The organism is Streptomyces sp. NPDC048269 (assembly GCF_040652395.1).
Classification (GTDB): Bacteria; Actinomycetota; Actinomycetes; order Streptomycetales; family Streptomycetaceae; genus Streptomyces.
Genome location: NZ_JBEZLW010000002.1, coordinates 370,847 through 393,604 on the forward strand (window position 1 = coordinate 370,847; position 22,758 = coordinate 393,604).

At 70.3% G+C, this 22,758-nt stretch carries 21 protein-coding genes and 1 riboswitch; of the genes, 5 read left to right on the forward strand and 16 right to left on the reverse strand.

Features of this window, described 5'->3' with window-relative positions; translation table 11 throughout:
- Window positions 1–11: 11 nt before the first annotated feature.
- The 5 genes from AB0D48_RS03845 to AB0D48_RS03865 form a co-directional block, all read right to left on the reverse strand.
- Window positions 12–1,118, reverse strand: coding sequence for a hypothetical protein (locus AB0D48_RS03845; protein WP_362390396.1), 1,107 nt, complete (start codon window positions 1,116–1,118; stop codon window positions 12–14).
- Window positions 1,119–1,143: 25 nt separating this feature from the next.
- Window positions 1,144–2,184 carry an NlpC/P60 family protein gene (locus tag AB0D48_RS03850; RefSeq protein ID WP_362390398.1) on the reverse strand — a complete coding sequence of 347 codons (1,041 nt, stop codon included), beginning with the start codon at window positions 2,182–2,184 and terminating at the stop codon, window positions 1,144–1,146.
- Between the two features lie 221 nt (window positions 2,185–2,405).
- The gene (locus AB0D48_RS03855) at window positions 2,406–3,434 is read right to left on the reverse strand and encodes an NlpC/P60 family protein (RefSeq protein WP_362390400.1); all 1,029 of its coding nucleotides are present in this window, start codon (window positions 3,432–3,434) and stop codon (window positions 2,406–2,408) included.
- Between the two features lie 252 nt (window positions 3,435–3,686).
- The gene (locus tag AB0D48_RS03860; protein WP_362390499.1) at window positions 3,687–5,051 is read right to left on the reverse strand and encodes an NYN domain-containing protein; all 1,365 of its coding nucleotides are present in this window, start codon (window positions 5,049–5,051) and stop codon (window positions 3,687–3,689) included.
- Between the two features lie 40 nt (window positions 5,052–5,091).
- A complete protein-coding gene (locus AB0D48_RS03865) occupies window positions 5,092–5,331 on the reverse strand; it encodes a hypothetical protein (RefSeq protein WP_008738811.1) in 240 nt (79 codons plus the stop codon).
- A gap of 134 nt (window positions 5,332–5,465) precedes the next feature.
- Here AB0D48_RS03865 and AB0D48_RS03870 point away from each other — a divergent pair, with 134 nt between their 5' ends.
- Together AB0D48_RS03870 and AB0D48_RS03875 are read left to right on the forward strand one after the other, a co-directional pair.
- Window positions 5,466–6,200 (forward strand): rhomboid family intramembrane serine protease, encoded by a 735-nt coding sequence (locus tag AB0D48_RS03870; protein WP_362390402.1) that lies wholly within the window; start codon window positions 5,466–5,468, stop codon window positions 6,198–6,200.
- On the forward strand, window positions 6,197–6,478 hold the full coding sequence (locus AB0D48_RS03875; RefSeq protein ID WP_008738815.1) for an Lrp/AsnC ligand binding domain-containing protein: 282 nt from the start codon (window positions 6,197–6,199) through the stop codon (window positions 6,476–6,478). Before AB0D48_RS03870 ends, AB0D48_RS03875 begins: the two co-directional genes overlap by 4 nt.
- 320 nt (window positions 6,479–6,798) lie before the next feature.
- Here AB0D48_RS03875 and AB0D48_RS03880 read toward each other — a convergent pair whose 3' ends face one another.
- The 6 genes from AB0D48_RS03880 to AB0D48_RS03905 all read right to left on the reverse strand — a co-directional run bounded on the left by AB0D48_RS03880 (window position 6,799) and on the right by AB0D48_RS03905 (window position 14,064).
- The gene (locus tag AB0D48_RS03880) at window positions 6,799–8,115 is read right to left on the reverse strand and encodes an aminotransferase class V-fold PLP-dependent enzyme (protein WP_362390501.1); all 1,317 of its coding nucleotides are present in this window, start codon (window positions 8,113–8,115) and stop codon (window positions 6,799–6,801) included.
- A 314-nt stretch (window positions 8,116–8,429) separates the two neighbouring features.
- A riboswitch (SAM riboswitch) is annotated at window positions 8,430–8,546 on the reverse strand.
- 98 nt (window positions 8,547–8,644) lie between these two features.
- On the reverse strand, window positions 8,645–9,709 hold the full coding sequence (gene trpD, locus AB0D48_RS03885; protein WP_362390404.1) for an anthranilate phosphoribosyltransferase: 1,065 nt from the start codon (window positions 9,707–9,709) through the stop codon (window positions 8,645–8,647).
- A 165-nt stretch (window positions 9,710–9,874) separates the two neighbouring features.
- A complete protein-coding gene (locus tag AB0D48_RS03890; RefSeq protein WP_362390406.1) occupies window positions 9,875–11,506 on the reverse strand; it encodes a cytochrome bc complex cytochrome b subunit in 1,632 nt (543 codons plus the stop codon).
- The gene (locus AB0D48_RS03895; protein WP_362390408.1) at window positions 11,503–12,561 is read right to left on the reverse strand and encodes a Rieske 2Fe-2S domain-containing protein; all 1,059 of its coding nucleotides are present in this window, start codon (window positions 12,559–12,561) and stop codon (window positions 11,503–11,505) included. Before AB0D48_RS03895 ends, AB0D48_RS03890 begins: the two co-directional genes overlap by 4 nt.
- Window positions 12,558–13,367 carry a c-type cytochrome gene (locus AB0D48_RS03900; protein WP_362390410.1) on the reverse strand — a complete coding sequence of 270 codons (810 nt, stop codon included), beginning with the start codon at window positions 13,365–13,367 and terminating at the stop codon, window positions 12,558–12,560. The genes AB0D48_RS03895 and AB0D48_RS03900 overlap by 4 nt, the downstream gene beginning before the upstream one ends.
- 76 nt (window positions 13,368–13,443) lie before the next feature.
- Window positions 13,444–14,064 carry a heme-copper oxidase subunit III gene (locus AB0D48_RS03905; RefSeq protein WP_362390412.1) on the reverse strand — a complete coding sequence of 207 codons (621 nt, stop codon included), beginning with the start codon at window positions 14,062–14,064 and terminating at the stop codon, window positions 13,444–13,446.
- 199 nt (window positions 14,065–14,263) lie between these two features.
- On the opposite strand from AB0D48_RS03905, the gene AB0D48_RS03910 reads away from it, so the two are divergent.
- On the forward strand, window positions 14,264–14,668 hold the full coding sequence (locus tag AB0D48_RS03910) for a hypothetical protein (protein ID WP_215140598.1): 405 nt from the start codon (window positions 14,264–14,266) through the stop codon (window positions 14,666–14,668).
- Window positions 14,669–14,764: 96 nt separating this feature from the next.
- Here AB0D48_RS03910 and AB0D48_RS03915 read toward each other — a convergent pair whose 3' ends face one another.
- From AB0D48_RS03915 to coxB, 4 genes are all read right to left on the reverse strand, one after another.
- Window positions 14,765–16,009, reverse strand: coding sequence for an Ig-like domain-containing protein (locus tag AB0D48_RS03915; RefSeq protein WP_362390414.1), 1,245 nt, complete (start codon window positions 16,007–16,009; stop codon window positions 14,765–14,767).
- A 113-nt stretch (window positions 16,010–16,122) separates the two neighbouring features.
- Complete coding sequence (locus tag AB0D48_RS03920) at window positions 16,123–16,521, reverse strand: cytochrome c oxidase subunit 4 (protein WP_266629969.1); 399 nt, start codon at window positions 16,519–16,521, stop codon at window positions 16,123–16,125.
- Window positions 16,518–18,251 (reverse strand): cytochrome c oxidase subunit I, encoded by a 1,734-nt coding sequence (ctaD, locus tag AB0D48_RS03925; RefSeq protein WP_362390416.1) that lies wholly within the window; start codon window positions 18,249–18,251, stop codon window positions 16,518–16,520. The genes AB0D48_RS03920 and ctaD overlap by 4 nt, the downstream gene beginning before the upstream one ends.
- Window positions 18,248–19,219, reverse strand: a complete 972-nt coding sequence (gene coxB / locus AB0D48_RS03930) for a cytochrome c oxidase subunit II (RefSeq protein ID WP_362390418.1) — start codon at window positions 19,217–19,219, stop codon at window positions 18,248–18,250. Before coxB ends, ctaD begins: the two co-directional genes overlap by 4 nt.
- A 283-nt stretch (window positions 19,220–19,502) precedes the next feature.
- On the opposite strand from coxB, the gene AB0D48_RS03935 reads away from it, so the two are divergent.
- Complete coding sequence (locus tag AB0D48_RS03935; RefSeq protein ID WP_362390420.1) at window positions 19,503–20,885, forward strand: aminotransferase class V-fold PLP-dependent enzyme; 1,383 nt, start codon at window positions 19,503–19,505, stop codon at window positions 20,883–20,885.
- A gap of 467 nt (window positions 20,886–21,352) precedes the next feature.
- Here AB0D48_RS03935 and AB0D48_RS03940 read toward each other — a convergent pair whose 3' ends face one another.
- Window positions 21,353–22,330, reverse strand: a complete 978-nt coding sequence (locus AB0D48_RS03940) for a carbohydrate kinase family protein (protein WP_362390422.1) — start codon at window positions 22,328–22,330, stop codon at window positions 21,353–21,355.
- A gap of 132 nt (window positions 22,331–22,462) precedes the next feature.
- Here AB0D48_RS03940 and AB0D48_RS03945 point away from each other — a divergent pair, with 132 nt between their 5' ends.
- Window positions 22,463–22,699, forward strand: coding sequence for a hypothetical protein (locus AB0D48_RS03945; protein ID WP_362390424.1), 237 nt, complete (start codon window positions 22,463–22,465; stop codon window positions 22,697–22,699).
- Window positions 22,700–22,758 lie beyond the last annotated feature (59 nt).

Genomic DNA, 22,758 nt, shown 5'->3' on the forward strand with positions numbered 1-22,758 from the left:
ACCGGACGCCCTCAGCGCAGCTGCTCCCGCAGTGCCTCCTGCCAGGCCCGGGTCAGCCCGGCCGGGTCCACGCCCAGTGCCCCCTCCAGCGCCACCGGCAGCGGTTCGCGTCCCGCCCGCTCGTAGAGCCGGACCAGCGCCGCCTCCCCCCACCGGTCCGCGATCAGCCGGCAGGCCAGCCACGCGCCCTCGTACGCGCGGGCCACCGCGTCCGGGTCGCCGCCGAAGGCGAAGGCCTCCGCCGGGGGCAGCGCACCGGGCACCTCGCCCCGCCGCACGGCCCGGCCGAGGGCGGGGGCGCCCTGCGCCGGCGTGGTGGAGCCGCCCCGGTACGCCGCCCAGTCCGCGAAGCCCTCGGAGAGCCACAGCGGGGTCGTGGCGGTGGTCGCCGCCCGGGTGGCCACGTGGGTGACCTCGTGGGCCAGTACGACCCGCCGGCCCGCCCCGCCCAGCTCGGCCCATCCCTCGGGGTTGACCACGACCCGGTCCGCGGGGGCGGGTCCCGCGCCGACCCGGCCGGTGGTGACGGCGCCCAGCCCCCGGTAGGCGTCGGGCGTCCCGCCCAGCAGCTCCGCCATCCGCTCGAGGGATCCGGGGACCAGCACCACCACCCGCCCCGCCCAGGGCTGCGGCCACGCGGAGCTCGCCGCGGGCACCGCCCGGTCGGCCTCGGCGGCGATCCCGGCCAGGTCGGGGGCGCCCGGGCCGCCCAGGACCAGGGAGTGCCGGCCCCGGACCACCGAGACGGGCCCCTGGTCCCACAGCTGCGGCAGCGCGCCGGGAGCGGGCCGGTCCGCGCGGACCCGCCAGCTCCCGCCGTCCATGACCAGTTCGAGCTCGCGCGCCGAGCCGGCCGGGGCCGCGTCGTAACCGGCCAGCCGGTAGCGCAGCTCCGCCCGTACGAGGGCCCGTGCGCCGTCCCGCCGTACGAAGGCGACCTCGTACACCCGGTCCTCGACGGGGATCCCGGAGAGCTCCGCCGGCACGGCCCGCGACCATGCGGCCACGGCCCGGCGGACGTCCCGCTCGTCCGTGCCGGCCGGCCGTACCGCGCACCCGGCCAGCAGCACGCTCAGCAGGAGCGGCAGTACGCGGACGAGACGGCGACCCGGGAGCATCAGCCGATCGTACGCACGGCCCGGGTCAGGGGCGCGTCACCGAGGCCACCGGCATCATCCCGACCGGGTCATAGCGGACCCGGGCGCCGGGATATGGGGCGTGCACCACCTGGCCGTTGCCGACGTACATGCCCACGTGGCTGGCGTCCGAGCGGTAGGTCACCAGGTCGCCGGGGCGGGCCTGCGACAGCGGGACCTGGCGGCCTGCGTACCGCTGGGCCTGCGAGGTGCGCGGCAGGGAGACGCCCGCCTGGCGGTAGGACCAGACCATCAGCCCGGAGCAGTCGAAGCCGGAGGGGCCCGTGGAGCCCCACACGTACGGACGGCCGACCGCCGACCGGGCGGCCATCACGGCGGCCGAGGCGCGGCCGGAGGAGGGTCCCAGGGAGAACAGGTCGGGCAGCGCGTCGGGGCGGCCGCCCCCGCGCGAGGCGCGCTCGAAGGCGGCTCGTTCCGCGGAGGGCATGGCGGCCAGCAGCCGTCGGGCGGCCGCGAGCTTCGCCGTGACGGAGCGTTTGTGCCGGGCCACGTCGGCGCGCAGGGCGTCGAGTTCGGCGAGTTTGCGGGAGGCCTCCCGCCGCTCCTGGCCGAGTCGGCGCTGCTCCTCGTGGAGTTCGTCCAGCTGGCGGGCCTGGCGGCCGGTCAGCCGGTCCAGGGCGGCGGCCTGCTCCAGGTAGGCGTCGGGGTCCTCGGACAGGATCAGGCCCACGGTGGGGTCGATGCCTCCGCTGCGGTACTGGGCCCCGGCGAAGGTGCCGAGGATGCCCCGCATGGTGTTGATGCGCTCCTGGCCGCGGGCGACGGTGTCCTGGGCCCGGCTGATCTCGGCGCGGAGCCTGTCGGCCTTCTCGCCCGCCTCGTTGAAGTGCTCGGTGGCCTGCTCGGCCTCCTCGAAGAGCCGGTCGACCTGGGCGCGCACCCCGCCCGAGGGCTCCTGGGGCAGGCCCGGGGCCGCGCCCGCGGGTGCGCCCGTCATGACGGCCGCGGCGCCGGCCGCGGCGGCGGTGAGGACGGTGACCTTCGTGTTCCGGTCGAGGCCGAGCCCGGGCCGGCGATGGGATGCCACGTGAAACCGCTCCCTTCCGCTGTGCGGGGCCCGGGTCCGCCCCCCGTGGACGGCCGTGTGCCGGGTTCCGCGCTGGCAGACAGTAGCGGCGCCACCGGGCGCCGACCAACGACCGCCCTCGGGCACACACAGTGACGCCCCGCCGGAGACGCAGGTCACCGGCGGGGCGTGTGGTCAGAGCGGGTCCGCGCAATTCGCCCGGATGGGCGGTGTACGGCGCGTCAGGAGACGCGGACGCCGAACTGGAAGGGCATGTTGTCCATCGACTCGTACTTGATGCCGCCGCGCGGGTTGGAGGCGTGCAGCGTCATGTTGTTGCCGGCGTAGAGACCGACGTGGTGCAGGTCGCCGTAGAAGAAGACCAGGTCCCCGGGCTGGAGCTGGCTGCGGCTGATGCGCGTGCCGTCATTGGCCTGGGTGTAGGTGGTGCGGGTGATGGACACGCCGGCCTGCTTGTACGCCCACTGCGTCAGCCCCGAGCAGTCGAAGGCGCTCGGGCCGGTGGCGCCGGAGACGTACGCGCCGCCCAGCTTGGTCTTGGCGGCCGCCAGGGCGGCTCCGGCGCGGCCGGAGGCGCTCACGTTGCCGAGGTCGACGCGCTGGCTCTCGCTGCGACTGGCGCGGGACTCCTCGTCCTTGAGCGCCGCGCGCTCCTGCGAGGTCAGGGTGTTGAGGAGGGCCTGGGCCTCGGCGAGCTTGTCCTGCGAGACCTTCTTCTTCTCGCCGAGCTCCTTGCGGGTGGCGTCGAGGTCGGCGAGCTTGCCGGCGGCCTCCTGACGCTGCTGCGCGAGGGTGCGCTGCTTGGCCTGGATCTTCTGGACCGCCTCGACCTGCTTGCCGCTCAGGTGCTCCAGGGTGGAGGCCTTGTCGAGGTAGCTGTCGGGGTCCTCGGAGAGGAGGAGCGCGAGCGACGGGTCGATGCCGCCGTTGCGGTACTGGGCGCTCGCCATCGAACCGAGCGTGCTGCGCAGCTCGTTGAGGTCGCCCTGGCCGCGTGCGACCTGGTCCTGGAGCTGCCCGATCTCCTTTTCGAGCTTCTCCTGGCGTTCCTTGGCCCCGTTGAACTTCTCGGTGGCCTGCTCCGCCTCTTCGTAGAGCGCGTCGACCTGGGACTTGACCTCGTCCTTGCTCGGCTTCGCCGGAGCGGCGGAGGCCCCCTGGGAGGAGAGCACGACGGCCGCGGCCGCTGTCGCGGTCAGCACGGTCACACGAGCGCGGGTCGGCTGCTTGGGTCGACGGTGGGACGCCACGAAGGCGAGCTCCTTCTTCCTAGAGCCGCCGAAGAACGCAACTCGGCAGCACCTCCGCCGCCACCCCGAATGAGTGATCTACCGCACGAAGGTTTGAGCAGACCCTAGTGACCCATCTGTGATCAGTTCAAATCCTGTCGGCAAAAAACTCGCTCGCCGACCAGCTTCTTTACCTACAGCGCACGCTCTGTGCAGGGCAGTTGACGGTACGTTCCCCGAAGGCCCTGCCAATTCCGGCATTAGGGCCAGGAGTTACGAAACGCGCGAAAGCCGCTTCAGCAACAAAGCGGACGTCACGGGCCGCGCGCCCGCCGCGGCCACCCCGTCGGCGACCTCCCGGTCCGTGGAAACCACGACCACCGGCCGGCCGGGCGGCTCCGCGCGCACCAGCTGGCGGATCAGCTCGTCCGCCGTCACCCCGGCCTTGGAGAACAGCACCCGTACCCCGCGCGGCGGCGCGAGCAGCACCGGGGCCGCCAGTTCCGCCCCGTCGAAGACACAGGTCATCTCCGCGCCCGTCTGCGCGGCCAGCATCGACAGCCCGCCCAGCAGCCGCAGCCGCTGCTTCTCCAGCGGCATCGTCGGATAGCCCGTCTTGGTCACGTTGTAGCCGTCGACCACCAGATGGGCCTGCGGCAGCGCCAACAGCTGGTCCAGCAGCGCCGGATCGGTCTCCGACAGGGCGCGCGCCGCGATGTCCTTCGGCGTCATCCTGCCCGGCTCCACCGCTTCCACGGTGTCCGCCGGGCGGGTGGACACCGGCGGCAGCGCCAGCTCGCGGCGCAGCCCCGCCGCCGCGTCCAGCACGGTGTCCAGCAGCAGCCGCAGCCGCATGTCCTCGATGCTGCGTCCCTCGCGGGTGGCCCGGCGCGAGGTCTCCAGCGCCGTTTCCACCTCCGCCAGCCGGGACTTCAGCCGCCGGGTCTCGCTGTCGGCGGCGGCCACCCGCGCGGCCGCCTCGCCGCGGATCCCGTCGATCTCCGCGTTCACCTTGCGCAGGGCCGCCTCGCCCCGCTTGACGTCGCTGAGCGCGCTGCGCAGCTTGCGCTGAAGCGATTCCGCTTCCTTGCGGGCCTCGTCCAGCTCGGCCCGCACCTGTTCCCCGCCGGTGCGCTGCAGTTCCCGTACCTGGGCCAGCTCCTCGCGGAGCCGGTCCAGCTCGCGCCGGGTCTCCTCACCGACCCGCTCGGCGTCGGCGCGCTGCGCCTCCTCGCCCGCGGCGGCCACCAGCTTGACCCAGCCGACGGGCCGCAGGACGTACGCGGCGGCCGCCACGTCCAGCGGATCGGCGGCGGCGGGCGGGGCGCCGGACTCCAGCGCGGCGGCCATGTCGGCCTGCGCCTCGCGCAGCTTCTCGGCCACCCGGCCGCGGAAGACGGGGTCGGTCTCGACCGCCGCGGCCATGGCGTTGCCCGCGAACTTGGCGCGCCGGGTCGGGGTGAACCGGGCGTACTGGCGCAGCTGCGCCGGGAGGTCCGCGACCGTCAGTCCGCCGAAGGCGTCCGAGACGAGCGCGACGACCCGGCGCCGCACGCCTTCCGGCAGCGGGCGGTCGAGGACCTCGGCGGCGTCGCCGGCCGCATCGGCCGGCTCAGCGCCGCTTGCTGGCTCCACAATCCGTCACCCCTACCGTGATCTACCTGTGGGCACGGCTCCCTCAGGAGTCCGCGCCCGGCCTGTCCACGAGCTCGATCTGGTCCACCGCGTTGCACCAGCGGCAGCGGACCGACTCGATGGTCTCATTGACCACCTCGCGCTCCTCGACCTTCGGCTCCCCGGCGAGGTCCAGGTGGACGTACTCGACGACCTTCGACGAGCGGGTGACGTCGAAACGCGTGAGGTTGCCGCACAGGGTGCAGCGCCACCGGGTGGTGTCGGTCGGCAGGGGAACCGTCATCAGGCCGCTCACTCCTTCGTAGGTGTTGTAGCTGATTCAATTAAAGCCGTCTGCTGAGCCGTCTGCGCCGTTCGGGCAGACCGCAGCTCGTAACCCTACGGCCTGCCACCGCTTCAGGTGGGCCTGGTTGCGTCATGCTCTGTCACATGATCGTAAGGTGGCAGGCCGTTCGCGAGGCCGCCCGGGGACCGGTGGTCACCCATGCGCTGATCGCGGGCTGCGCGGTGGTGTTCGTACTGAGCCCGGCCTCGGGGCTGAACCCGGTCTACGGGACGGGCGACGGGCTGCTGGCCGCCGGGACGGACTACTTCCGGCGCTGGGGCGTGGTCCCGGACGAGTTCTTCACGGGCACCCCGCGGGCCTGGCTGACCCCGCTGACCGCACTGTTCGTGCACGGCAGTTGGCTGCACCTGCTGGGGAACATGCTCTTCCTCCACGTCTTCGGCGCGATGACGGAGGAGCGGATGGGCCGCCCGGCGTTCCTCCTCTTCTACGTCTGTACGGGGTACGTGGCCCTGGCGGCGTACGCGGCGGCCAACGCGGGGTCCTCGCAGACGCTGGTCGGGGCGTCGGGGGCCATCTCGGCGGTGCTGGGTGCCTTCCTGTACCTGCTGCCGCGGGCCAGGGTGACGAGCCTGTTCCCCTTCCTGTTCTTCCTGCCGCTGCGGTTCCCGGCGTGGATCGTGCTGCTGTTCTGGTTCGCGCTCCAGGGGGTGGCGGCGCACCGGGCGGGCAGCGGGCCGGGGGTCGCCTATCTGGCCCATCTGGTGGGCTTCTCGGTCGGCTTCCTGTACGCGTGGGCGCGCTACCGGCGTACGACTAGAGTGAGGCGACCAGCGACGGCCACCGAGGGAGACAGCCAGCCGTGATCACCGCGATCGTGCTCATCAAGACCAGCGTGGACCGCATCCCCGAGATCGCCGAGTCCATCGCCGCGCTGGACAGCGTCAGCGAGGTCTACTCCGTCACGGGGACGTACGACCTGATCGCGCTCGTCCGCGTGGCCCGCCACGAGAACCTGGCGGACATCATCCCGGGCCGCATCAGCAAGATCCCGGGCGTCGAGGCCACGGACACCCACGTGGCGTTCCGCACGTACTCCCAGCACGACCTCGAGGCCGCCTTCGCGATCGGCCTCGACGCGTAGCACCTCCGGCGTGGCCTGCGGGTACGACCCGGGCTTCGCCCCTGCCCCCTCCGCTGCGCGGCCCTGGCTCCGGTGCGCCTCAAGCGCCGGCGGGGCGGGGTTCGCCCCCCCGGGCGGGGTCTTGACCTTCGGCCCGGTCCGCGGGGTCCCTCCGGGACGTCTCCTCGGCTCGCGCACCAAGCCTTGTCACGGCGTTCAGCTTCGGTTGCGCGCTCGTCCTGCGGGGACGCCCCTGCGCGCCCCCGCTCCCCCCAGCCCCGCTCCGGTCCCGCCCGGGGGCACCACCCCAGCCCGTCGGCGTTTGAGGCGAACAGCAACCCTCAGACGGCGGGGACGCAGCGGCCTTCCTCCGTGCGGTACTGCCACTTCGCGCCGTCCGCGACGAGCTCCTTCACGGCGCGGACGAACCGTTCGACGTGCTCGTCGGGGGTTCCCGCGCCGAAGCTGACGCGGATGGCGTTGAGGGAGCGCTCGCCCGGGGCGGCTTCCGGGGCTCCGCATTCACCCTGGGCCTGGGGCTCGCTGCCCAGCAGGGTGCGGACCAGCGGGTGGGCGCAGAAGAGGCCGTCGCGCACGCCGATCCCGTACTCGGCGGAGAGCGCCGCCGCGAAGTGGGAGCTGTTCCAGCCGTCCACCACGAAGGAGATGACGCCGACGCGCGGCGCGTCGTCCCCGAAGAGGGACAGGACGCGGACCGCCGGGACATCGGCCAGGCCCTCGCGGACCTTGGCGATGAGGTGGCGCTCCCGGGCCACGAGGCCGTCGAAGCCGGCCTCGGTCAGGGCCTTGCAGGCGGAGGCGATGGAGTAGACGCCGATGACGTTCGGGGAGCCGGCCTCGTGGCGGGCGGCGGTGGTGTGCCACTCGACGTCCACTCCGCCGTCCTCGCGCCGGGCCACCTTCCGGGAGGCGCCGCCGCCCGCGAGGTACGGCTCGGCCTCCTGCAGCCAGTCCGCCCGGCCGGCGAGGACGCCCGAGCCGAAGGGGGCGTAGAGCTTGTGCCCGGAGAAGGCGACCCAGTCCACGTCCAGGTCCTGCACGGAGACCGGGTGGTGCGGCGCGAGCTGGGCGGCGTCCAGGACGATCCGCGCGCCGTGGGCGTGCGCGGCCGCCGCGAGCTCCTTCACCGGCCACAGCTCGCCGGTGACGTTGGAGGCGCCGGTGACGCAGACCAGGGCCGGGCCGTACGGGTCGCGGTCGGCCAGTGCCCGCTCCAGGGTGGCGACGGCCGCGTCCGGGGTGCGGGCGGCGTTGAGGTAGGTGACGCGCGCGTTCGTCCAGGGCAGCAGCGAGGCATGGTGCTCGGTCTCGAAGACGAAGACCTGGCAGTCGGCCGGAAGCACGGCGGCGAGCAGGTTCAGGGAGTCGGTGGTGGACCGGGTGAAGATCACCTGGTCGGAGGGGCGGCAGTCGAGGAACTCCGCGACCGTGACGCGGCTCTGCTCGAAGAGGTCGGTGGAGAGCTGCGAGAGGTAGCCGGCGCCGCGGTGCACGCTGCCGTAGTACGGGGCGTACGCGGCCACGTCGTCCCAGACCCGCTGGAGCGCAGGCGCGCTGGCCGCGTAGTCGAGGGCCGCGTAGGTGACCTCGCCACCGGTGACGAGCGGGACGGTGACGTCCCGGCCGAGGACCGGCAGCGGCTCGGCACAGGCGGGGTCGACGGCGGTGGCGGTGGCGGTTGCGGTTGCGGTTGCAGCGGTGGCGGCGGCGGCGTTCAGGGATGCGGACACGGCGGAATCTCCCGGCAGGCAGGGGTGAATGGCTTCGGTGTGCCCGTACGCGACGCGGGTACGGCTCGGCGGCCGGCCGGGGTACGGGAAGTCCTCGGACCGAAGACGGGTACACGGAAGTGACCCTGATCCGAGGGTTGAAGAAGGGGCGGAGTCGCCCTATCGCATTCGCTTGCTCACGGAAAACGCTCCTCGAGAGACCAGGACCCCTGGTGTCGAGGGATCCGCGCTTGCCGTAGACCTTTCTGCCTACGGCCTGGTCATCACCCGGGGCACCCCGCCACGGAAGGAGGGTTGCCGGACAGCAAGCCGGGGCCTAAACGCTGTCACTCGTGACCTGTCCAGCATCCTGCCACATGATCCCCCGTGCGCAAGACCCCGGTCCGAATGGCGGACCGGGGTCTTGGCCGGAAACGATCAATCGGAATCAGGCGCGTTACGCGTTGCTGGCCGTCACCCACCGCTCCAGCGCGGCCCGGGCCGCGCCCGAGTCGATCGACTCCGCCGCGCGGGTGATGCCCGCGGCGAGCTGCTCCTCCAGGGTCCCCGTGCCCGGGTCCAGCGCGACCAGGGCCGCCGCCGAGTTCAGCAGCACCGCGTCGCGGACCGGGCCCGTCTCGCCGGAGAGGAGGCGGCGGGCGACGTCGGCGTTGTACGAGGCGTCCGCGCCGCGCAGCTCCGACACGTCGACCAGGGCGATGCCGACGTCCCTCGGGTCGAAGGCCTGCTCCGAGACCTTGCCGTCCCGGACCCACCACACCCGCGAGGTCGCGGTCGTGGTCAGCTCGTCCATGCCGTCGTCGCCCCGGAAGACCAGCGCGGAGGAGCCCCGCTCGGCGAGCACGCCCGCCACGATCGGGGCCATCCTGGCGTCGGCCACGCCCGTCGCCTGGGACCGTACCTTCGCCGGGTTGGTCAGCGGGCCGAGGACGTTGAAGGTGGTCCTGATGCCCAGTTCCTTGCGCGCCCCCGCCACGTGCCGCAGCGCCGGGTGGAACTTGACCGCGAAGCAGAAGGTGATGCCGGCCTCCTCGGCGACCTCGACGACCCGCGCGGGCGTGAGGTCGAGGTTGACGCCGAGCTTCTCCAGGACGTCCGAGGCCCCGCTCGCGGAGGACGCGGCCCGGTTGCCGTGCTTGACGACCTTGGCGCCGGTACCGGCGACCACGATCGCCGACATGGTCGAGATGTTCACCGTCTTGGCCCCGTCGCCGCCGGTGCCGACGATGTCCACGGTCCGGCCCGAGACCTCGATCAGGTTGGCGTGCTCGTACATGGACCGTACGAGGCCGTTGATCTCCGCGACCGTCTCCCCCTTGGCCCGCAGCGCGACCGTGAAGCCGGCGATCTGGGCGTCGGTGGCCTCCCCGCGCATGATCTTGTCCATGGCCCAGGCGGTGTCATCGGCACTCAGGTCCTGGCCGGTCAGCAGGGCCTCGAGAACGCCCGGCCAGCCACGGGCCGCCACGCTGTCGCCGCCTGCCGGGGTCACAACGTTCATGGTCCGCTCCTGCTGCTCGTCTGGGGTTCCATCGTCGAATGGGAAGGGCTTCAGCCTATCCAGCCACGGAGACGGCAAAGAGCCCCGTCCCAGACACTGGACGGGGCTCTCGCCGTGGCGACACCAGGACTGACCGAAATCAGTCCCTCATGCGATCAAGCGGGATCAGTGGTGGCCGTGGCCGCTCTGGATCTCCTTGTACTCCTCCACCGTGGGCTTCGGAATCTGGTTGCCCTCGGCGTAGAAGCCCTTGCTGAGCTTCGCGCGCAGCTTCTCGCCGAGCTTCACCTTGCGCTCGACACCGTTCTCGTCGACCGTCGGGCCGATCTCGACCGGCTCGTACGTGACGTACGAGGTGAGCGTGTGCAGCTTGTCCTGCGAGAGCGGCTCGTGGACCTCGACGAACTCACCGTGCGGCAGGCGCTTGATGATGCCGGTCTCGCGACCGTGCAGCACCTTGTCCCGGTCCCGGCGCTGGAGGCCGAGGCAGATCCGCTTGGTGACGATGAAGGCGAGGACCGGGACGACGAAGAAGCCGATCCGGACGAACCAGGTGATCGAGTTGATCGAGAGGTGGAAGTACTGCGCGAACATGTCGTTTCCACCGCCGATCAGGAGCACGATGTACTCCGCGATCCAGGCGACACCGAAAGCCGTACGGGTCGGGACGTTGCGCGGGCGGTCCAGGATGTGGTGCTCGCGCTTGTCCCCGGTGACCCAGGACTCGATGAACGGCCAGACGGCGATCGCGCCCAGCACCAGCGGGAAGAGCAGCAGCGGGATGAACACGCCCAGGACGAGCGTGTGGCCCCACAGGTTGATCTCCCAGCCGGGCATGGCTCGGATCAGGCCTTCCGGCATACCCATGTACCAGTCGGGCTGCGCACCGGTGGACACGTGGTCCGGGCGGTACGGGCCGAGCGCCCAGATCGGGTTGATCGAGGCGAGCGCGGCGATGGCCGCGATGACACCGAAGACCAGGAAGAAGAAGCCTCCGGCCTTGGCCATGTAGACCGGCAGCAGCGGCATGCCGACGACGTTGTTGTTCGTCTTGCCGGGACCCGCGAACTGGGTGTGCTTGTGGTAGAAGACCAGGATCAGGTGGGCCACCAGCAGGCCCATCATGATGCCGGGCAGCAGCAGGATGTGGATCGAGTAGAACCGCGCGACGAAGTCGCCGCCCGGGAACTCTCCGCCGAAGAGGAAGAACGACAGGTACGTGCCGATGACGGGCACGGACAGGATCGCGCCCTCCATGAAGCGGACACCGGTACCCGACAGCAGGTCGTCCGGCAGCGAGTAACCGGTGAACCCGGTGAACATGCCGAGGACCAGCAGCAGGAAGCCGAAGATCCAGTTGACCTCACGCGGCTTGCGGAACGCGCCGGTGAAGAAGACGCGCATCATGTGCACGACCATGCCCGCGACGAAGATCAGCGCGGCCCAGTGGTGGATCTGCCGGATGAGCAGACCACCGCGGACGTCGAAGCTGATGTCCAGCGTCGAGGCGAAGGCCTCGGACATCAGGACGCCCTGCATCGGCACGTACGAGCCGTGGTACACGACCTCGTTCATGCTCGGGTGGAAGAACAGCGTCAGGTACACACCCGTGAGGATGATGATGATGAAGCTGTAGAGGCAGATCTCACCCAGCATGAAGGACCAGTGGTCCGGGAAGATCTTGCGCATGTTGGACTTGGCCAGGCTGTAGATGCCCAGGCGGCCGTCCGCCCAGTCCGCTACGCGCTCGCCGGCGGGCGCTTTGCGCGCCGTCTTGGACTCAGTGGCAGTGCTCATCCGCGCTCCCAGAAGGCAGGACCGACGGGCTCTTCGAAGTCGCCGAGCGCTTCGAGGAAGCCTTCGTCATTCACGCCGATCCGCAGCTGCGGAAGCGCGTGACCGGCCGGGCCGAAGATGACACGGGCGCCGTCGGAGAGGTCGAAGGTGGACTGGTGGCACGGGCAGAGCACGTGGTGCGTCTGCTGCTCGTACAGGCTGATCGGGCAGCCGACGTGGGTGCAGATCTTGGAGTAGGCCACGATCCCGTCGTGGGACCACTCCAGCTCCTGCTTGTCCTTGATGTCCTCCGGCTTGATGCGGACGACCATCAGGGCGGCCTTGCCGATCTGGACCTGGAAGTCGTGCTGCTCCTCCTCCAGGCCTTCCGGCATGGCGAAGGTGAGCGAACCGACGAGCACGTCCTCGGGACGCAGCGGCTCCATCGTGTTCTGGTTGATGAGCAGCTTGCCCTTGGCCCACAGGGTCGTGCGGAGCGACTTCTCGGGCAGCGGGCCGGTGTCGCGCAGGATCATGACGGCGGACAGCGGCAGCATGGCCAGGGCGCCCAGCATCGTGTTGCGGATCAGCGGACGCCGGCCGATGGCGGACTCGTTCGCGCCGTCGGCGAAGTCCTGCATGACCTTCGCCTTGACCTCCGGCGGAGCGGCGATCGGGTGGCGCTCGTCGGCGACCTCGACGTCGGACATCAGGGTGCGGGCCCAGTGGACCGCGCCCGCGCCGATGCAGAAGAGGGCCGTGCCCAGGGTCATGCCCAAGGCGAAGTTGAGCGCGCTCACCTTCCCGATGGGGAAGATGTACACGATCTTGCTGACCGGGATGGCCACGTAGGACGCGATGAAGGCGACCGTGGCCAGCATCGACAGCGTGAACAGCATCGCGACGGTGCGCTCGGAACGCTTCGCCGCCCGCTCGTCGATGTCCTGGATACGCGGCTTGTGGACCGGAAGGCCCGGGTCGGCGAACGGGTCGTCCGCGACCGCTACGGCACCGTGGTGCGCGTCGCCCTGCTCACTCGGCAGGTGCTTCTCTTCGGGAATCTCTTGGCTACTCATGACTTCTTGGCCTTAGCGGTGTGGGCCGCGACCCAGACGGCGACAGCGATCAGCGCACCCAGACCGAAGATCCAGCCGAACAGACCCTCGGAGACGGGGCCGAGGCCACCGAGCTTCAGGCCGCCAGGGCTGACCGACTTCTCGCCGTTCACGTTCTGGATGTACGCGATGATGTCCTTCTTCTGCTTCTCCGGCATGGTGCTGTCCGGGAAGGAGGGCATGTTCTGCGGGCCGGTGAGCATGGCCTCGTAGACGTGCTTCGGCTCGACGCCCTCAAGGTTGGGGGCGTACTTGCCGTTCGTCAGCGCGCCGCCCTCGCCGGTGAAGTTGTGGCACTGCGCGCAGTTGTTGCGGAACAGCTCACCACCCTTGGCGATGTCGGCACCAGCCGGGTCGTACTGCTTCTCGGTGGGCACGACCGGGCCGGCACCGAGGGACGCGATGTACGCGGCCAGCTGGTCGATCTGCGCCTGGTTGTAGACGACCGGCTTCTTCGGCACCTGGGCGCCGGGCTGCTGGGCGGGCATGCGGCCCGTGCTCACCTGGAAGTCGACGGCCGCGGAGCCGACGCCGACCAGGCTGGGGCCGTCAGTGGAACCCTGACCGCCGGTTCCGTGGCAGCTTGCGCAACCCACGGCGTAGAGCTTCTTGCCCTCCTCGATGGCGAGGGACTGGGCGGTTTCATCGGCCTGCGCCTTGCCCGCGGGGGCGAAGGCGGCGTACAGCCCCCCAGTGGCCGCCAGCGCGAGGAGTAGAACGACGACCGCCGCCAGCGGATGGCGTCGTCGTGCGGAGAGCTTTTTCACGGATTACCCCGGTGTCAGGATCTTCTGCGTCGGTGTGTCTGGATGGAGTGCCGGGTCGGGCCCGGTGACGTGTTCGCTACTTGATCAGGTAGATCGTGGCGAAGAGGCCGATCCAGACGACATCGACGAAGTGCCAGTAGTAGGACACGACGATGGCCGACGTGGCCTGTTCGTGGGTGAACCTCTTGGCCGCGTACGTCCGGCCGAGGACCAGCAGGAAGGCGATGAGGCCGCCCGTCACGTGCAGACCGTGGAAGCCGGTGGTCAGGTAGAACACCGAGCCGTACGGACCGGACGAGAGGCTCAGGCCCTCGTGCTTGACCAGCTCGGTGTACTCGAACACCTGGCCGCCAATGAAGATCGCACCCATGACGAACGTGATGATGAACCACGTCCGGAGCTTCTTCACATCACCGCGCTCGGCTGCGAAAACGCCGAGCTGGCAGGTGAGCGAGGAGAGCACCAGGATCGTCGTGTTCGTCGCCGAGAAGGGCAGATTCAGGAAATCAGCCTGTTCTGTCCAGTACTCGGTGCCTGTCACGGATCGCAGGGTGAAGTACATCGCGAAGAGGGCCGCGAAGAACATCAGCTCGGAACTCAACCAGATGATGGTTCCGACGCTGACGAGGTTCGGCCGGTTGACCGTCGGGTGCGTGTGCCCGGTATCTACTGTCGTTGCTGTCGCCACGACCGACATTATGTCGGTCGCTTATCCCGCCCTCACCCCGGGGGGTGCCGTTCGGAGTGTCCGGGGCGTGTGCAAGGCCCGAACGGCCCATCAGATGTCCCCATGAGCGTCTCGTACGAGGCTGTGCGAACCGATGTTGACAGCGCGTTGGGAGGAGTAGCATCCCGCGCAACATCAACGTGATTCACGTGACACGTGGAGGAACGAAATGCGGGCGACTGCGCGGGTTCTGGTCTACAGCGACGACGCGGGCACCCGGGAGCAGGTGCGGCTGGCGGCCGGGCGCAGGCCGGCCGCGGACCTGCCGCCGGTGGAGTTCCTGGAGTGCGCGACATTGCCGGCGGTCCTCACGGAACTGGACGCGGGCGGCATCGACGTGTGCGTGCTGGACGGCGAGGCGGTTCCGGCCGGGGGCATGGGCGTGTGCCGCCAGATCAAGGACGAGATCTTCCGGTGTCCCCCGGTGCTGCTGCTGATGGGGCGCCCCCAGGACGCCTGGCTGGCCACCTGGAGCCGCGCGGACGCCGCCGTGACCCTTCCGGTGGACCCGGTGGAGTTCGCGGACGCCCTGGCGGCCCTGCTGCGCTCCCGCCTGTCGTCCTCGGCCGCCTGACAGCCGCTGACAGCCGCTGACAGCCGCCTGACGGGGTGCTCACGGGCCCACGGGTTTCCGTGGGCCCGCACGGGGCCCGGGCTCGGACGGTGAACCTCAGACGGTGGGCCGCAGGCGGGCCTGGTCGACGGGGCTGCGGCCTTCCTGGGTGCCCTTGAGGAGGGCGCTGCCCTCGCGCCACTCCTTCCAGTCCATGTTCCAGTCGCCGTAGCCGTTGCCGAAGGTGTCCATGTCGTCGCCGATGCTGTTGATCACCTTGACGATGTCGCCCTCGGTGATGTTCTCGTAGAACCAGGCGGCGTTGCCGGTGCTCATGCCGGTGCAGCCGTGGCTGACGTTCTCGTAGCCCTGGGAGCCGACGGACCACGGTGCGGCGTGCACGTATTCACCACTCCAGGTGACGCGAGTGGCGTAGTACACGGGCAGGTTGTAGTACTCGCTGCCGCCGATGCCGACGGTGTCGCCGCGCATCTGGACGAAGTACTGCTTGCCGAGCACCACCTTGACCCCGTTGCGGGTGGAGAAGCCGGGCTTTCCGGTGGTCACCGGAATGGTGTTGATCACTTCTCCGTTACGCTTGAACGTGAGGTAGTGCGAGGAGGCGTCCGTGGTGACCTCGACGCGGTCGCCGATCTCCAGCTTCAGCGGCTTGGCCGCTGCCCCGTAGAGGTGGTCGGAGATCCTGACGCCCTCCAGGTTGCTGCGTACGGAGACCTCGCTGTTGGCGGGCCAGTAGTCCTTCGGCCGGTAGTGGAGCTTCTTGTCGTCGACCCAGTACCAGGCGCCCTCGACGCCGGCGGGGGCGGAGACGAGCAGGCCCCGCTCGACGATCGCGCGGGCGGCCTTGTCCTTGACGGGTTCGCTGAGTTCCGCCGTGAGGGGCTGTCCGACGCCGTACTTGCCCGCGTCCGGGCCGAATTCGACCTGCAGGACACCCTTGGCCGGGGTGGTGTCGAAGGAGATCGTGCGCTGCCCTGGAGCGCCCTTTCCGTTCTCGGTGCTGACGGTGACCGTGTAGCGGACGCCTGCGGCCATCGGAACCGTGTTGTGCCACCGGTCTCCCTTGGCGGAGAGTTCGCCCGCCAGGCGGCGGCCGTGGGTGTCCACGACCGTGACGTCGGTGATGCGTGCCTCACCCCCCTTCGTGGTGACTTCGAGGGGCTTGTCGGGGTCCACCGGGCGACCGCCGGCGGCCTGGTTGAAGGCGAGTTGATCGCCCGCGTCGTACGGGCGGGCTGACAGCGGGTTGTCGCCGGACCCGCATGCGGTGGCGCCGGCCCCGAGGGACGCGACCAGCAGGGAGCAGCTGAGTACCGTCCAAAGACGCGGTGAGTGGTTCATGGGACCAACGCTATGAAGATATGACTATTACTGCGCGCGGGGTGACTGCAAACGAGGGGCCCGGACTCCTCCGAAGAGGTGTCCGGGCCCCAGGCCAAGCGGTCCTGCCGGTGCTACTGGTTCTGGTTCTCACCGCGGTAGTACTCGTACACCCAGCCCCACAGGCCGATCACGATGATCGGGGCCGAGAAGTACATGAGCCACCAGCCGAAGATGACGCCCATGAACGCGAGCGCACCGCCGATGCCCAGCGAGAGCGGCTGCCAGCTGTGCGGGGCGAAGAACCCCAGCTCGCCCGCCTCGTCGGCGACGTCGGCCTCCAGGTTGTCCTGGGCCATCTCGTCCACGCGCTTGGCCGTGAAGGCCAGGTAGTAGCCGATCATGACGCTCAGGCCGAAGGCCAGGAAGAGCGCGGTGGTTCCGACGGGCTCCTTCGACCACACGCCGTACACGACGGCCATGATCAGGATGAAGAAGGAGAGCCAGAGGAACATCTTGCCCTGGATCTTCACTTGCCGGCCTCCTTGTCACCGGTGAGCGCCTTGGTGCCGCCGGCGGTGTGGTCCTCAAGGTGGTCGAGGGCCGCGATCTCAGGGTGGTGCAGGTCGAACGCCGGGGATTCCGAGCGGATGCGCGGCAGCGTGAGGAAGTTGTGCCGCGGCGGCGGGCAGGACGTCGCCCACTCGAGCGAACGGCCGTAGCCCCACGGGTCGTCGACCTCGACCTTCTTGCCGTACTTCGCCGTCTTCCAGACGTTGTACATGAACGGCAGCATCGACATGCCCAGCAGGAACGAGCTGATCGTCGAGATGGTGTTCAGGGCGGTGAAGCCGTCGGCCGCGAGGTAGTCCGCGTAACGACGCGGCATGCCCTCGGCACCCAGCCAGTGCTGCACCAGGAAGGTGCCGTGGAAGCCGATGAACAGCGTCCAGAAGGTGATCTTGCCGAGGCGCTCGTCCAGCATCTTGCCCGTGAACTTCGGCCACCAGAAGTGGAAGCCGGCGAACATCGCGAACACCACGGTGCCGAAGACGACGTAGTGGAAGTGCGCGACGACGAAGTACGAGTCGGAGACGTGGAAGTCCATCGGCGGCGAGGCCAGGATGACGCCGGTCAGACCACCGAAGGTGAAGGTGACCAGGAAGCCGATCGTCCAGAGCATCGGAGTCTCGAAGGACAGCGAGCCCTTCCACATGGTGCCGATCCAGTTGAAGAACTTCACACCGGTCGGTACCGCGATCAGGAAGGTCATGAAGGAGAAGAACGGCAGCAGCACACCGCCCGTGACGTACATGTGGTGCGCCCACACGGTCACGGAGAGGCCGGCGATCGCGATCGTCGCGGCGATCAGACCGATGTAGCCGAACATCGGCTTGCGGCTGAAGACCGGGATGACCTCGGAGACGATGCCGAAGAACGGCAGCGCGATGATGTACACCTCTGGGTGTCCGAAGAACCAGAAGAGGTGTTGCCACAGCAGGGCGCCACCGTTCGACGCGTCGAACACATGCGCACCGAACTTGCGGTCGGCCTCCAGCGCGAAGAGCGCGGCGGCCAGCACCGGGAAGGCGAGCAGGACCAGGACACCGGTCAGCAGCACGTTCCAGGTGAAGATCGGCATGCGGAACATCGTCATGCCGGGCGCGCGCATGCAGATGATCGTGGTGATGAAGTTGACCGAGCCGAGGATCGTACCGAAGCCGGAGAAGGCCAGACCCATGATCCACATGTCGGCGCCGATGCCCGGCGAGCGGACCGCGTCCGACAGCGGGGAGTAGGCGAACCAGCCGAAGTCGGCGGCGCCGTTCGGCGTCACGAAGCCGGCCACCGCGATGGTCGAGCCGAAGAGGTACAGCCAGTACGCGAACATGTTCAGCCGCGGGAACGCCACGTCGGGCGCGCCGATCTGCAGCGGCATGATCCAGTTCGCGAATCCGGCGAACAGCGGCGTCGCGAACATCAGCAGCATGATCGTGCCGTGCATCGTGAACGCCTGGTTGAACTGCTCGTTCGACATGATCTGCGTGCCCGGACGGGCCAGCTCGGCGCGCATGAAGAGCGCCAGGACACCGCCGATGAGGAAGAACACGAACGACGTGACCAGGTACATCGTGCCGATGGTCTTGTGGTCGGTAGTGGTCATCCACTTCACGACGACATTGCCCGGCTGCTTGCGCCGCACCGGCAGCTCGTTCTCATACGAGTCGGCGGCGGCACCCTGAGATTCGTTGAGGATGCTCACAGTTTGTTCGTCTCCGCATTCCGGGCCGGGTCGGTCTGCTTGATGCCCGCCGGCAGGAAGCCGGTCTGCCCCTTCTCGGCCAGTTCCTTGAGGTGCGCCCGGTAGGCCTCGGGCGAGACGACCTTGACGTTGAACAGCATCCGGGAGTGGTCGACGCCGCAGAGCTCGGCGCACTTGCCCACGAAGGTGCCCTCCTGGGACGGGGTGACCTCGAAGACGTTGGTGTGGCCCGGGATGACGTCCTGCTTGAACAGGAAGGGGACCACCCAGAAGGAGTGGATGACGTCGTTGGACGACAGGATGAAGCGGACCTTCTCACCCTTGGGCAGGAAGAGCGTCGGCCCCGGGTTGCCCGTCTGGGGGTTCCGGTTGCCCGGGACGCCCTTCTCGTAGACGCCTTCGGCGCCCGCGGGGAAGTCCTTGGTGAAGCGGTCCGGAATGTTGGCAAGCTCCTTGGGAACCTCGCCCGCCTTCGGGGTCGCCGCGTCGCCGTCGACGTTCTCGACGTAATTGAAGCCCCAGCTCCACTGGAAGCCGACCACGTTGATCGTGTGCGCCGGCTTGGAGAGCGCGAGCAGCTTCGACTCGTCACGCGCGGTGAAGTAGAACAACACCGAGACGATGATGAGCGGGACCACGGTGTACAGCGCCTCGATGGGCATGTTGTACCGGGTCTGCGGGGGGACCTCCACCTTCGTCCGGCTGCGCCGGTGGAAGATGACGCTCCAGATGATCAGGCCCCAGACCAGGATGCCCGTGACGAGCGCGGCCGCCCAGGATCCCTGCCACAGGGAGAGGATGCGCGGCGCCTCCTCGGTTACCGGAGTCGGCATTCCGAGGCGGGGGAAGTCTTTCCATGTATACGAGCAACCAGTGGCGGTCGCCAGGACCACGCCCGCAGTCAGCGCCTGCAGCAGCTTCCGCCGCATCGGGCGCCGCGGCGAGCGGTCGGAGCCGTAGGGACTCACGTAGCGCCTTCCCGAGAGTCTCGGCCCGCGCGGCCGGCCGCGGCCGTGTTCGGGTCGGTCGCCGGCCCTGACGCAGGCAGGGGTTTGGATGTTTATGCGGACCAAACCCTACTGGACGCTATTTGGGGTCGCGCGGGGAGGGTGCCCAACGCGCCGCTACTGCCCCCGAAGGGATGGATCCGCCGTACGGGGGACGGCGCGAATGGCCCTGAATGGTGGGCTCCGGGACACATCTGACGCCCCCTGACCTCGAACATCAGCGGGCTGCGGCTAGCGTGAACGGATGCCGTACTTCGACAGCGCGTCCGCCGCTCCCCTGCACCCCGTGGCCCGGCAGGCGCTGCAGGCCTCCCTGGACGAGGGCTGGGCCGATCCGGCCCGGCTGTACCGGGAGGGCCGTCGGGCCCGGCTGCTGCTGGACGCGGCGCGGGAGGCGGCCGCGGAGGCGGTGGGATGCCGCGCCGACGAGCTCGTCTTCACTCCTTCGGGGACGCACGCGGTTCACACGGGGGTGGCGGGGGTCCTCGCGGGGCGCCGACGGGTCGGCGGTCATCTGGTCGTATCAGCGGTCGAACACAGTTCTGTACTCCACGCGGCGGAGGCGCACGAGGCGCGCGGCGGGACGGTGACCGAGGTCCCGGTGGACCGTACGGGCGCGGTGTCGGCTGCGGGTTACCGCGACGCGGTGGGGGCGTCCACCGCCCTGGCCTGCCTCCAGTCCGCCAACCACGAGGTGGGCACGGTCCAGCCGGTGGCGGAGGTCGCCGAGGTCTGCGCCGAGGCGGGGGTGCCGCTGCTGGTGGACGCGGCGCAGTCGCTGGGCTGGGGGCCGGTGGAGGGCGCCTGGTCCGTGCTGGCCGGGAGCGCGCACAAGTGGGGCGGCCCGCCGGGGGTCGGCCTGCTGGCGGTGCGCAAGGGGGTCCGGTTCTCGCCCCAAGGCCCCACGGACGAGCGGGAGTCGGGCCGCTCGCCCGGCTTCGCGAACCTGCCCGCGATCGTGGCGGCCGCGGCGTCCTTGCGTGCCGTACGGGCCGAAGCCGACGCGGAGGCGGCGCGGCTGCGGATCCTGGTGGACCGGATCCGGCGCCGGGTGGTCCGGCTGGTCCCTGACGTGGAGGTGGTCGGCGATCCGGACCGCAGGCTTCCACACCTGGTCACCTTCTCCTGCCTGTACGTCGACGGGGAGACGTTGCTGCACGAACTGGACCGGGCGGGCTTCTCGGTCAATTCGGGCTCGTCCTGCACCAGCTCCACGCTGACCCCGAGTCATGTCCTCCGGGCGATGGGGGTGCTGTCGGAGGGGAACGTACGGGTCTCCCTGCCGCCGGGTACGTCGGCGGAGGAGGTGAACGCGTTCCTGGAGGTGCTGCCGGGGACGGTCTCCGGCGTACGGGAACGCCTCGGCGTGGTCGACCCGGGCCCGGCCGTGCCGCCGGTGGCGGACTCGCTGGAGCTCGACGCGCTCGGGCTGCGCTGCCCCCAGCCGGTGATCGAACTGGCCCGGGCCATCGTCCGGGTCCCGGTGGGCGGCACGGTCACGGTCGTCTCCGACGACGAGGTGGCCCGCCTGGACATCCCGGCGTGGTGCGCCATGCGGGGCCACGAGTACCTGGGCGAAGCCGAACGCCCCGTCGGCGTCGCGTACACGGTCCGCCGCCTGCTCTGACTCCGCCCCCCGGCCCCGCCGACACCCCGCGGCCTGCGGCCTGCGGACACCCTGGGCTCCGCCCCGAACCCGGCGCCTCCGGCCCGGGCGCGCCCTCGAACGCCGGGCGGGCTGAAATGCCCTACGGGCAACCAGCCCCGCCGGTGCGAGGCGCGGACCGAAGCCCCGACCCCCAACCTCACCGGGCCCAACCCGTCCCCGCCGACATCGAGGCGCGCGGAGCCCGGACCCCCGCCCTGGCCCGGCACAAACCAGCCCCGCCGGCGTTTGAGGCGCGGGGGTCCGGGGGCTGGTCCCCGACAGCGGCGCCGCACACTTCGAGCCCTGCCCGGGAGCACCGTCAGCGCAAGCTGCGCGGGGTCCGGGGCGGAGCACCGGCAGCCGCAGCCCGGGCCGGGGCGGGAGCCCGGGGTGCGGCGGCTGAGCGGCAGCGCAGCGGCAGCGCAGCGGCAGCGCAACGGCAGCGGCTACGCCGACAGGTGGGCGCGGACCTCCGCCGCGGCCTCGTCCCCGTACGCCTTCGTGAAACGCTCCATGAAGTGGGCCCGGGCCAGGGTGTACTCCTGGGTGCCGAGCGTCTCGATGACCAGCGTCGCGAGCATGCAGCCCAGCTGCGCGGCACGCTCCAGGCCGACGCCCCAGCTCAGCCCGGTCAGGAAGCCGGCGCGGAACGCGTCCCCGACACCCGTCGGGTCGACCTTCGCGGTCTCCTCGGGGCAGCCGACGACGATCGGCTCCTCGCCGGCCCGCTCGATCCGCACGCCCTGCGAGCCCAGCGTGGTCACCCGCGTGCCGACCTTCGCGAGGATCTCCGCGTCCGTCCAACCCGACTTCGACTCGATGAGGCCCTTCTCGTACTCGTTCGAGAAGAGGTACGTCGCGCCCTCCATCAGGGTGCGGATGTTGTCGCCGTCCATCCGGGCGATCTGCTGCGAGAAGTCGGCGGCGAAGGGGATCCCCCGCGTCCGGCACTCCTCCGTGTGGCGCAGCATCGCCTCGGGGTCGTCCGCGCCGATCAGGACGAGGTCCAGCCCGCCCACCCGGTCGGCCACGGACTTCAGCTCGATCAGGCGGGCTTCGCTCATCGCGCCCGTGTAGAAGGAGCCGATCTGGTTGTGGTCGGCGTCCGTGGTGCACACGAAGCGGGCGGTGTGCAGGACCTCGGAGATCCGGACGGACTCGGTGTCGACGCCGTGCCGGTCCAGCCAGGCGCGGTACTCGTCGAAGTCGGAACCGGCGGCTCCGACCAGGACCGGGCGGCTGCCGAGCTGCCCCATGCCGAAGCAGATGTTCGGGCCGACACCGCCCCGCCGGACGTCGAGGTTGTCGACGAGGAAGGAAAGGGAGACCGTGTGCAGCTGGTCCGCGACCAGCTGGTCGGCGAATCGGCCGGGGAAGGTCATGAGGTGGTCGGTGGCGATGGAGCCGGTGACTGCGATGCGCACGGCGTGGACGCTCCTGCGGAGGACGGCAAGGGGACAGTCAAAACTACCCGGTCGAGCGCCCCGGGCCGAACGGCCGAAACTACCCCGTAGTAGGTCTTTCTTCACGTGAGGCGCGGTGCCTACGGTGCCACCATGACCTTTACCGACGGCTTCGGCTACTCCGAGTACACCTCCGACGCGCGCGTCGCGGAAGGCGCGGGGCGGCCCGGCTTCGCACGGCTGCTCGGCGACTGCGCCCGGATGGCCCCGCACTGGGCGGTCCCCGCGGGCCCCCGCCCGGCCCGCGTGGCACCCTCGCAGATCCACGGGATCAGCGTCCCGCCGGCCTCGGCGCGGCTGATCGCCTCCACCGCGGCCTACGGCGACTGAGCGGACAAGGGAACCGGTTGCGCGTCTGTTCCGTCACACCCGCATCAGGCAGGACGGAA